Raw genomic sequence first — 8,592 nt, forward strand, 5'->3', positions numbered from 1 at the left:
GGGTCTTGGGTCTTGGGTCTTAAAGAGTATTATTTTCAATTCAACATTTAAAATTTAACATTCCTAATTCACTAAAGTTCCGCTTGAATTTTAGCAACAACTTCTTCAAAATCTGCAGGTGTAAGTGTTTCTTTGTTTTTAAAATCCATGCTTCCCATATTGTGTAAGGGAATTAAATGTACGTGTGTATGTGGCACTTCCAAACCAATAACAGTGATTCCAACTCGCAAGCAAGGAATGGCTTTTTCAATAGCAATTCCAATTTTTCTTGAAAAACGCATGAGTCCCATGTAGCTTTCTTCAGAAAGATCAAAAATTTTATCTACTTCTTGTTTCGGAATACACAACGTATGTCCTACTGCATTTGGGTTGATATCTAAAAAAGCATAGTAATTTTCATCTTCTGCTATTTTATATGATGGAATTTCTCCGTTGATTATTTTGGTGAAAATTGAGGCCATGAATTGAAATTTGTATTGTTTGTAAGATAAAAAAGTTCTTGCTTATATATATAGAAAAATCCTTTTTTAACAAGTAAGAAAGGATTTTTCTATATAATTATTTTTTGAAAATATTAGCTACGCGTAATTTCTAACACTTCAAACTTCATCGTTCCGTTTGGTACTTTTACCTCAGCAATTTCACCAACCGATTTTCCTAGCAAACCTTTTCCAATAGGAGATGTTACAGAGATTTTCCCTGCGGCTAAGTCTGCTTCACTTTCAGCAACTAAGGTATAGGTAACTTCCATTCCATTAGTTGTGTTTTTCATTCTCACTGTAGACAACACTAAAACTTTAGATGTATCTAACTGACTTTCATCAATAATTCTTGCAGTAGATAAGATTGTTTCCATTTTTGAGATTCTCATCTCTAATAAACCTTGTGCTTCTTTTGCAGCATCATATTCTGCATTTTCGCTCAAATCACCTTTATCTCTTGCTTCTGCAATGGCTTGAGAAGCTTTGAGTCTTTCAACGTTTTTTAGTTGATCTAACTCGTCTCTTAACTTTTTTAGTCCTTCTGCTGTATAATAAGATACTTTACTCATAATTTCTTCGTTTTCTATCTATTCATAGATCTGTTTTTGCGCAATAAATCATTCATATGAATTGTATAACGCAAAAAAATCCCATTAGATACGGGATTTGTTCTACAAATATAAGAAAATATTTAAAGTGCTTGTCTATGTTGGTTTTTAAAAAAATGATTTGCGTAAATTGCAGAACTTATTAAATTTTAAATAAATGAAACGATTTTTGATTGTATGCTGTGCTGTTGCATGTTTGTTATCATGTAATTCTGATGATGATGGAGTAAATAATAATCCTTTTATACCAAATACTTTGGTGCAATTTCAGATAAACCTGAATTTACCACAATTTGACAATTTGCGTTTTGCTGGTGGTTCAACTTATATTTCTAATGGCGGTGGCGTTCGCGGATTTTTTGTATTTAATTTATCTGGCGATCAGTTTTTTGCTTGGGAAGCGAGTTGCCCAAATCATGTACCAAGTAATTGCTCTACAATGACTATTCAAGGTGTGTTGGCAACTTGTTCGTGTGAAGATTACGAATACAGTTTGGCAAACGGTCAATTGTTAAATCCTGTGGAAGGCATGGACAGTTATCCAATGGTTAATTATCGTGCTACAAAATCGGGAGATGTAATTACAGTTTCTAATAATTAAACATATAGTATTGAGATTTTAGTATTAAGAATTGAGATCCTAAACGTATAAACTAAAAAAGCGACTTTTTCAAGTCGCTTTTTTTATCCCTTTTTATTATACCCTTTACCTATTCATCTAGATAAAATCCTATCCATCGCAGTCATCATCTTGATTATTACAACTATCATGCGGCGTTTTTCTAGCTGGAGCTGCATTACGAGTCGTTCTAACTGTTGTAGAAGCTCCTCCATGTAAAAATTGCATTGTACTCACAGTTACTTTTTTGAACATCAATTTGCTAAGATTTGATTTTTTCATAATGATATTGTTTAGTTAATGATGAAACTAAATACGCTATTATAATCTTGTAAAAAAAAGAAACACTGTGCGTTTTTATAAAATATCAGAAATTGAAATGAAATACTGCTTGCTAATAATCAAACAGTTATAACAAAAAAGCGACTTTTTCAAGTCGCTTTTTAAATATGGTATGGTTGGTATTTCTAGAACTTCAAAGTCATTCCAACTAAGAAATTTCTAGTGGCTTGCGGATAGAATCCTGCACCTTCAATGGTTGTGGTTGTTCCTGGGTTTGTCCATGTATCATCAAACGTAAAGAAGTATCCGTTAGAGACATATTCTACACCAAAAATATTATTGATTAATCCTGTAAAGGTGATCGATTCAAAAATAGAGTTCATCTTGATTTCATAATTCAAATTCAAATCGTTAATAAAATAACTATCTAATTTTGAAACTTCCGAGTCAATATTTCCCATGTATTGTTCGCCTACATATTTAGACAATAACGACACTTGAAAATTACGAGATGGCGTATAACTCATGATGTTTCCAGCAATGAAATTTGGTGAAAATGATATATCTGTGTTTCCTAAATCGACCAAACTTCCATCTCTTGACGTAATGAAATCTACGTTTTTATTGCTACTAATTGCCACATTTGGACGTATTGTAAATTGATCACTTACTTTTAAAGTTGCATCAATTTCCAATCCTAAACGATAACTTTTTCCACTGTTTGTACGTAATGGCGATCCTGTATCATCCAATGCGCCTGTTAACACCAATTGATCGTTGTACAACATGTAATATGCATTTGTATTTACTGTGAAGTTTTCTCCTTTCCAACGCCAACCCAATTCAAAATCATCTAATTGTTCTGGTTTTACTTCGTTGTTATTTTCAAAGTCACTTCTGTTTGGCTCTCTGTTTGCTCTAGCGTACGAGAAGTATAAACTATTATTTGTGTTTATTTTATAGTTAACACCTGCTTTTGGATTGAAGAATGTATAATCTTCATCGATATTAAAAGGTACTAAATCAGAGTTGATTCCTGAAGTTTTATAGCTTACCGTACGTAGTTGTAAATCTCCAAAAAGACTTACTTTATCATTTACACGAACCGTTGCTTTTGTAAAGAAACTCAATTCATTTTTCTTTCCTGTACCATCATAATAACGATCTCTTATTTCGCTATCACTTGCAAAACGCGCCCAAATTACTTCTCCAAAATGATCTCCTTCATACACACCTAAAAAAGCACCAAAGTCCATATCTAAGTTGTTCTTTTTGTAGTTTGCATTGGCATTAACTACATAAAAATCATTGTCTAACCAACGTCTGCGAATTAAATCGGTTTCATTGATGGTTGTTCCGTTGATTACGATTTCTTCAAAACCATATTCATCAAAAGGTTCGTCTTCTTTGTATTGCTCAAAAAATCCTCTTCCTTGCGTATAGTTCAATCCAAGATTTGTTGTCCAGTTTTCTGAAACTTTTTCATTCCAATGAAATTGGTAGTGATCTTGTCTGTAATTATCTACTTCATTATCGTGAAAACGCACATTTCCGTTTTCGTCTGTAAATTGTCCAGAAGGATTGAATGTTCTATCAGTTTCTAATGTTCCTCTGTCAATTCCGTTCCAAGCTTGGTATGTAATTTCGTGTCCTCCAAAAGCCAATGCTTTAATGAGTGTATTTTCAGTCACATACGAACCTTGTAAAAAGTAAGCACTTAAATCAGAAGAAGCACGATCAATATATCCGTCAGATTTTATTTTTGATAAACGACCAGCCAACTCAAAGTTTTCAGCCACTTTCCCAGTACTGAATTTTACGGTGTGTTTTCTTGTGTTGAAACTTCCGAAAGAGTTTGAAATTTCTCCGTTAGCTTTTTCTGAAGCTGCATCAGTTAGCAAACTTAAACTTGCTCCAAAAGCTCCAGAACCATTTGTAGACGTTCCAACTCCACGTTGCAATTGAATACTTTCTGTCGAAGATGCTAAATCGGGCATGTTTACCCAAAATGTTCCTTGACTTTCTGCATCATTGTAAGGAATTCCGTTAATCGTTACATTGACACGTGTTGCATCGCTACCACGTACACGAATTCCGGTGTATCCAACACCTGCACCAGCATCGGAAGTTGTCACAACAGATGGCATGAAATTCATTAAAACTGGCACATCTTGTCCTAAATTGCGTTCTTGAATTTCCTCTTTTTCCAAGTTAGAATACGTAATTGGCGAATCGGCATTTACACGAACTGCAGATATTAATACAGCATCTAGTGATTCTTGCGAACTCGACAAGGTAAAGTTAAGCGTTGTGTTTTCTGAAATCGTTACTTTTTTTGTAACAGATTTCATTCCCGCAAAGGAACAGACAATTTCAGCATCTCCCTGAGAAATACGTATAGCATATTTCCCATCGGAATCGGTTATTGATCCAATAGAAGCTCCTTTGACAACAACAGTTGCGGCTAATAATGGTTTTCCATTTTCATCAGAAACTGTTCCTGACAATGTAAAGTTTTGCGCTTGCATGCTGACCGACAGCACAAAAAGGCATAAAAAAGCGAATAAATTCTTCATATTCGTAATACGTTTTGTTACGAATAAAAGGGGTAATTATTCTTGATTAAATTTATAGATAGTTTTGACAGACTATGACTGTCGGCATACCAAATCGTACTAAAGATTTGGCTAGTCCCTTGGCAGCATTACCTGCCCAGGTTCATTGGGTATAATCTCAGCGTTTCGAATATGATTCAAATTGCACCCCTTTGAGATGCTGCAAAAGTAATCTAGTTTTTTTTAATTGTAAAGCGTTTTTTAAACAAATATTACCAATATTTATCTTCTTCTTTTTCTTTCTGTTGAATTTTGAAAATTACACGCGTTACGTAAGAAAATTAGCGTTTTAAATATGATTATATACTGAAAATCAGTAATTTTAATATCAAACCAAATAAACTTTATAATCATGAAAAAACAAAAATTTGAAAAGAAACTTAGCTTAAAAGCTAGAAAAATTTCCAACTTAACAACACAACGCACAGTTATTGGAGGTGGATCATTTACTTGTAACCCGTGTATTATTTCTGATGTTGATACTTGCACATCTATTAAAATTACGAAGCAACTTCGTTGTGGGCATACTATTGGAAATGGACAAAATCCAGACGGAACACCGTGTACTTATTAGTAAATTTTATTAAAATTGATACTATTTAAAATCTAATAATATTAGTTAAATAGTGTCATTGAAATTGCATTGATGTAAGTTGTATCTAGCTTATTTTCAATGCAATTTTACTTTTCCACAAGTTACTTCATGCTCGTAAAACCTACCTTTAATTATCGAATCATGGTTTGTAAGTTTTTTTAAAATAATTGAAATGTAGTTCATTTACACTTTAACATCAAAAATCATTTATTATGAAAAAACAGAATTTAAACAGAAAATTGTCACTTAAAACTTCAAAAATTTCAAAATTAGGGAATGCATCAGAAGTTATTGGAGGAGCTACTACTTTTTGCGTTACATTTCCTATATGTGAAATTACTGCGTATCACCGTTGTGGACACACTATTGGAAATGGACAAAATCCAGATGGAACACCATGTACGCACTAATTAGAAATTAGGAAAAAGTACTGCTGGGAATAATTATTCATGACAACAATTACGATTGTTCTCGGCGTGCTTTTTTTGAATTGAAGATTTAAAACTCTAAGTAGATCTCGATACAAATTTGCTCTGCAAATTCACTCGATTTGACGTTAGAGAGTTCAAAATCTAACATCATTTTACTTGATGCGTAGGTTTTAGCAAGTCATTGATCGTTTTTACAGGATTGAATGTCACCAAAGGAACTTCTACAAAAATGGTATTCCAAAATGCCATTCCGCCATTCCATAAGCCTGGTAATTCTAATGCTTTGATTTTTTTACCACTTTTTGATTTTGAAGCAATGAAATACGATTTTCTATCTACAAATTTCGTGAGATCGTATTTATTTCCTTGATAGTCTTTTACACCACAAACAATGTCTACAGGATTAAAATGTGTTGCTAGTTTTTGAATGCTTTGATGGTACTCATTCTTTTTATCTATTTGAGCCGATTCTACAATTTGCAAAGAAATTGAACCATTTTCATGCTTTACCCAAAATGGTCCTCCGCCAGGTTCGCCTTCATTTTTTACCATACCACATACGCGGATGGGTCTGTTCAGTTTATTAATGAGATATTCGATTTGATATTTTTGCGAATACTTTTCAAACTCCTCACTGATTTGAATATTGAGTTCTGTATATAAAAAATTTAGCGCTGTAGTTAATTCTTCATTAGAAACACCATTGTGTAACATTTTCATAAACTTAAACGCCTTTTGTTGCAAGTAAATCAGTTTTCCGGCAAGTATTTTTTTGTAGCGCGAAATTTCTTCTGAATATGTACTTACAACAACATTGTCTATGTTTTTGATAAAGATTAAATCTGCATCAATTGCATTTAAGTTTTCAATCAATGCGCCATGTCCGCCAGGTCTAAATACTAAGTTCTCTTCTGCATCTAAAATAGGTCTGTTTTTTGGGTCAACGGCAATCGTATCGGTTTCTTCTAATTGATAAGAATACGAGATTTCAAATTCGCAGCCTGTTTTTTCTTTAATACTTGGAAGAATTTTGTTCTCTGTTGCTTTAAATTTGTCATAGTGCTGTTTGGAAATCGTAAAATGCAATTTGGCTTTCCCGCTTTTGCACGCATAACTTGCTGCTTCAAATAAATGCTCTTGAAATGGTGTTGAAAGATGATTTTTATATTTGTGAAAAGGCAATAGTCCCTTAGGGTAATTTCCGTAATTCAGACCTGTTTCTGCTAGTAATACATCTGCAAAATCTCTATTGAATTCGTCTGGTTTTTTGATACGATCTAATTCGGTTTTATTCATTACTTTCAATACATCTTCGTAAAACGGAAACTTTTCTAGTCCGATAAAAAACAAGCGAATTTCAGGTTCTTTTTCTTTGTTGATGTATGAATTGATCGAATCTTCTTGAGGATTGTAATTTTCGAGAAACTTGTATAGAAACTTAAACATCCGTGTAGCTGCTCCAGAAGCAGGCGTAAACTTGACAATTTCTAAGGTTTCATGCTCATTTTTATACGTTTGAATGTAGGTTTCTTCAATTTCCTCAGTAAGTTTTAAAATACCACGATCCATGCTTGCATGTGCTGTGATATCTGTGTAAGGAATCTTTTTTTCGAACTTATTTAGTTGCTCTTCAACCTGAAGCAATGTAAGTCCTTTTGCTTCAATTTGTTCTGTATGTTTTTTTGAAAATTTCAATATACTCTTAGCAGTTTGTCAATTGTTTCAACAGCTTTTTGAAAACGTATTTCCATAGCACCTTTCAACAATTGGTAGGGTTGGTTATAGGTTTGTAAGGTTTGCTGAAATTCTAAAAAAGCTTCTTCTCTTTTATGAGGCAAATCACGAATTCCGTCAGCTTTCCAAGGCGTATCAATATAAGTTAAAAAATAGAAATTTGCAGTACTTTTTTCTACATATTTTTCTAGTGTTTTACTTTTAAACTCAGGATAGTAAATTCGTGCATACGTTACGGTTTCCAAAATATCGGTATCGCAAATTAGAATTGAACTTTCAGCAGCTTTGCATTCCAAGCGCAATTGTCCTTTGGCAATCGGGATCACATCTTCAGCCGTTAACACTTCTCCTTTCTGCTGTTTTTCTTCCGCATACAAACGCGCATACTCTGGCACAAAAGCAGCATTATAATATGCAGCTAATTGCTTTGCCAATGTTGTTTTCCCTGTAGATTCAGGGCCAAACACTACTATTTTGAAGCTTCTTGTGCTTTGTTTTTCAAGGTTTTTCTCCATTCGATGTATCCAAAGATGGCTAAAATTAAGAAAATTGTGAATTGTATTGCTGTAAAACCAAGTCCTTTTACAAAGTATAACGGAATTGAGACCATGTTTCCGAAAATCCAAAACATCCAGTTTTCAATCTTTTTATTTGCCATGAGCCACATTCCTGCAAAGAAAATCCCTGTCGTAAATATGTCTAAGTATGATTTTATTATTCTGATTCCTTCAATAGAATCTAAGTTGGAAAATACCAAATCGAACGTTTCAGGAACATTTAAATGGATTTTTATATCGCCACTTTGTATGTATACAACATACGTAAAAGCTGCAGTAAATAGAAAAATACCTAAAGTCGTCAATTTTTCCCAGAAGTTTGTTCGTGAGATTTCGAGTTTTGAATTTTCTTTAATTCTTAACCACATATACCAGCCATACACACTCATGATGGAGTAATATATGTTTATAATTGTATCGCCATATAATGTTGCATTGTAACAGATATAGATGTAAATAATTGTACTTACAATTCCTGTCGGATATACCCAAATCTTCTCTTGTTTTGCAAACCAAACACTAGCAATACCAAACACTGCTGCAGTAAATTCCAGCATGATCATAAACCATGAAACGTTTGCGTAAGGTTCCGTTAAAAAATCAAAAAACTGGCTCATAGTTACTTCTGTCTGATTTTACAATTTTCATCGTTAGTAGAATGTTTTTTTC

General features: G+C 33.2%; 10 protein-coding genes. 3 read left to right on the forward strand and 7 right to left on the reverse strand.

Annotated elements, in window-relative coordinates; translation table 11 throughout:
• Positions 1-71: 71 nt before the first annotated feature.
• A complete protein-coding gene (locus ACRBBL_RS27470) occupies positions 72-461 on the reverse strand; it encodes an HIT family protein (RefSeq protein WP_431372311.1) in 390 nt (129 codons plus the stop codon).
• Positions 462-574: 113 nt separating this feature from the next.
• Positions 575-1,051 carry a transcription elongation factor GreA gene (gene greA, locus ACRBBL_RS27475; RefSeq protein WP_431372312.1) on the reverse strand — a complete coding sequence of 159 codons (477 nt, stop codon included), beginning with the start codon at positions 1,049-1,051 and terminating at the stop codon, positions 575-577.
• Between the two features lie 196 nt (positions 1,052-1,247).
• Here greA and ACRBBL_RS27480 point away from each other — a divergent pair, with 196 nt between their 5' ends.
• Positions 1,248-1,691, forward strand: coding sequence for a hypothetical protein (locus ACRBBL_RS27480; RefSeq protein ID WP_431372313.1), 444 nt, complete (start codon positions 1,248-1,250; stop codon positions 1,689-1,691).
• A gap of 129 nt (positions 1,692-1,820) precedes the next feature.
• On the opposite strand, the gene ACRBBL_RS27485 is transcribed toward ACRBBL_RS27480, so the two are convergent.
• Both ACRBBL_RS27485 and ACRBBL_RS27490 read right to left on the reverse strand, forming a co-directional pair.
• Positions 1,821-1,991: a hypothetical protein gene (locus tag ACRBBL_RS27485; protein ID WP_431372314.1), complete on the reverse strand. Its 171-nt coding sequence runs from the start codon at positions 1,989-1,991 to the stop codon at positions 1,821-1,823.
• A gap of 185 nt (positions 1,992-2,176) precedes the next feature.
• A complete protein-coding gene (locus ACRBBL_RS27490) occupies positions 2,177-4,567 on the reverse strand; it encodes a TonB-dependent receptor (protein ID WP_431372315.1) in 2,391 nt (796 codons plus the stop codon).
• Between the two features lie 391 nt (positions 4,568-4,958).
• Between ACRBBL_RS27490 and ACRBBL_RS27495 the strand changes: the two genes are divergently transcribed.
• Together ACRBBL_RS27495 and ACRBBL_RS27500 are read left to right on the forward strand one after the other, a co-directional pair.
• Entirely contained in the window at positions 4,959-5,180 is a 222-nt protein-coding gene (locus ACRBBL_RS27495; RefSeq protein WP_431372316.1) for a hypothetical protein, read from the forward strand.
• Positions 5,181-5,413: 233 nt separating this feature from the next.
• Positions 5,414-5,611: a hypothetical protein gene (locus ACRBBL_RS27500; RefSeq protein WP_431372317.1), complete on the forward strand. Its 198-nt coding sequence runs from the start codon at positions 5,414-5,416 to the stop codon at positions 5,609-5,611.
• A 168-nt stretch (positions 5,612-5,779) separates the two neighbouring features.
• Here ACRBBL_RS27500 and ACRBBL_RS27505 read toward each other — a convergent pair whose 3' ends face one another.
• The 3 genes from ACRBBL_RS27505 to pnuC are packed head-to-tail and all read right to left on the reverse strand — an operon-like array spanning position 5,780 to position 8,540.
• The gene (locus ACRBBL_RS27505; protein WP_431372318.1) at positions 5,780-7,327 is read right to left on the reverse strand and encodes a DUF4301 family protein; all 1,548 of its coding nucleotides are present in this window, start codon (positions 7,325-7,327) and stop codon (positions 5,780-5,782) included.
• Positions 7,324-7,881, reverse strand: coding sequence for an AAA family ATPase (locus ACRBBL_RS27510; protein WP_431372319.1), 558 nt, complete (start codon positions 7,879-7,881; stop codon positions 7,324-7,326). The genes ACRBBL_RS27505 and ACRBBL_RS27510 overlap by 4 nt, the downstream gene beginning before the upstream one ends.
• The gene (gene pnuC, locus ACRBBL_RS27515) at positions 7,836-8,540 is read right to left on the reverse strand and encodes a nicotinamide riboside transporter PnuC (protein ID WP_431372320.1); all 705 of its coding nucleotides are present in this window, start codon (positions 8,538-8,540) and stop codon (positions 7,836-7,838) included. Before pnuC ends, ACRBBL_RS27510 begins: the two co-directional genes overlap by 46 nt.
• Positions 8,541-8,592 lie beyond the last annotated feature (52 nt).

Origin of the sequence: Kordia sp. (assembly GCF_050633145.1) — a bacterium.
Lineage (GTDB): Bacteria > Bacteroidota > Bacteroidia > Flavobacteriales > Flavobacteriaceae > Kordia.

Bases quoted from the DNA above. Each gene is read 5' to 3' on its own strand.
- ACRBBL_RS27470 (WP_431372311.1), bottom strand. From the start codon at position 461: ATGGCCTCAATTTTCACCAAAATAATCAACGGAGAAATTCCATCATAT.
- greA (WP_431372312.1), bottom strand. From the start codon at position 1,051: ATGAGTAAAGTATCTTATTATACAGCAGAAGGACTAAAAAAGTTAAGA.
- ACRBBL_RS27480 (WP_431372313.1), top strand. From the start codon at position 1,248: ATGAAACGATTTTTGATTGTATGCTGTGCTGTTGCATGTTTGTTATCA.
- ACRBBL_RS27485 (WP_431372314.1), bottom strand. From the start codon at position 1,991: ATGAAAAAATCAAATCTTAGCAAATTGATGTTCAAAAAAGTAACTGTG.
- ACRBBL_RS27490 (WP_431372315.1), bottom strand. From the start codon at position 4,567: ATGAAGAATTTATTCGCTTTTTTATGCCTTTTTGTGCTGTCGGTCAGC.
- ACRBBL_RS27495 (WP_431372316.1), top strand. From the start codon at position 4,959: ATGAAAAAACAAAAATTTGAAAAGAAACTTAGCTTAAAAGCTAGAAAA.
- ACRBBL_RS27500 (WP_431372317.1), top strand. From the start codon at position 5,414: ATGAAAAAACAGAATTTAAACAGAAAATTGTCACTTAAAACTTCAAAA.
- ACRBBL_RS27510 (WP_431372319.1), bottom strand. From the start codon at position 7,881: ATGGAGAAAAACCTTGAAAAACAAAGCACAAGAAGCTTCAAAATAGTA.
- pnuC (WP_431372320.1), bottom strand. From the start codon at position 8,540: ATGAGCCAGTTTTTTGATTTTTTAACGGAACCTTACGCAAACGTTTCA.